This is a genomic window from Oleiphilus sp. HI0067 (assembly GCF_001635735.1).
This window is the reverse complement of record NZ_LWFI01000079.1, coordinates 1-1,588: the sequence shown is the minus strand read 5'-3', so window position 1 is coordinate 1,588 and position 1,588 is coordinate 1. Positions and strand designations below refer to the sequence as shown.

Genomic DNA, 1,588 nt, shown 5'->3' with positions numbered 1-1,588 from the left:
CGATAAACATGTGCTCTAGTATGCACATCACCAAACCCAATAATGCCCCCCTTAGCCTCAGGCCCCGGATCTCGCACACCCGGCGTCCAATAGGGTTGCAGCATCAATCCCATTGACCCGGGCGGCACAGCGTTCACTAGCTCATCGAACAAACTCTCTGGGCTAACATTCTGCGCCTCGGCCATTGCTTGCTCACGAAGTCCAAATTCATTTTTAAACCAACTAACCATCCAAAATCCGCGAAAAATCATAATTTCAGAGCAATAATGATCTGGGATTGCCGATGGATATGCAGGCATGAATCGAATAGGTTCTATGTACTTTTTACTTGTTGTATTGATTGTGGCCGTTGTGCCATAACTCATGCATGCCACATCATCTGACTGACCACCTGAACCAAGAATCTCGCATGCTTTATCTGATGCGGAAGCAATCAGTGGCACTCCAGCAGGGATACCCGTCATATTTTGAGCATCGATGGTAACTTGCCCCATCACCGTAGCTGGGCGATACAGCTTAGGGAATAACTCTTGTTTAAATCCAGGAAGCAAACGATAACGCCAATCACTCTCTGCGGACCACTTCAAGCCTTTATAATCGAAAGGCAAATATGCGACTTGCGAGGCAAGAGAATCGACAAAGTCACCGCACAAGCGATAGTTTAGAAAGCCAGATAGATTGAGATATTTATCCGTTTTTTCCCAAATGTCTGGTTGATTGGATGCTATCCAAAGATACTGTGCACGTGCTTGATAGCGCTCAACAAGATCTTTAGCGCCAGCCATTTTAAATGCTAGCTCATGCAGCTTTGGCAAATGCCCGAGGGCTTTTGAATTACGCTGATCCAGCCAAGTAATGGCAGGTCGTAATGGCTTACCACCTTTATCAAGATTCACCATGGTGCCGCGCTGTGTCGTGACCGACACTCCAGCAATATCACCCTTATTACGACCTAAATTTGCCATTTCACCCCATAGCGCAGAACAAGCATCAACCAAAGCCTGCCAATAGATTTCAGGCTCTTGCTCGGCCCAACCTGGGTGCACCGAAAAATAAGGTTCAATTTCAACTTTCGACTTTGCTAACAATTCTCCGTTTCGATCAAAAAGCAATGCACGAACAGACTGCGTTCCGTTATCGATGGCAAGTATTGTATCGCTCACACGCACTCCTTTTGGTTCGGAAGGCTGTAGTGATCCGCAATGATATTTTTATATCTATGCCACTCTTCATCCCATTTTTGAATAGGCCACTGTAAACGCTCGCGCAATAACTCTGTCCATGGCTGAATCAAATGAATCGCGCCTTCCGGATACAACATCCCTATCCGTACACGTCTCAAAAGAAGATCATCTAAATGCTCAACGGCTTCGTTCTCACACGCCCAAAATAATTCTTGGAGGCAAACTTCAGTGTTGCCTAACAGCGTTAAATCATCAATATCCGCTTGCTCCACAAGCTGATTAGCAATATCACCGTAACGGCCAACGAGCCTCTGACGGCGTTGCTTCGATAGTTTATGGTCGCCAATCAACACAGATTCATCGGACTCACTAAAATCTGAAGGCGCATCTAAATCCGATATGGA

The 1,588-nt window shown here is 46.0% G+C and carries 2 protein-coding genes; both read right to left on the bottom strand.

Features of this window, described 5'->3' with window-relative positions:
• The coding region (locus A3739_RS01250; protein WP_068499917.1) for an FGGY-family carbohydrate kinase at positions 1-1,163 on the bottom strand (1,163 nt) is incomplete at its 3' end.
• On the bottom strand, positions 1,160-1,588 hold a 429-nt coding region (locus A3739_RS01245), incomplete at its 5' end, for a glycerol-3-phosphate dehydrogenase C-terminal domain-containing protein (RefSeq protein ID WP_304440236.1). The genes A3739_RS01250 and A3739_RS01245, both read right to left, overlap by 4 nt.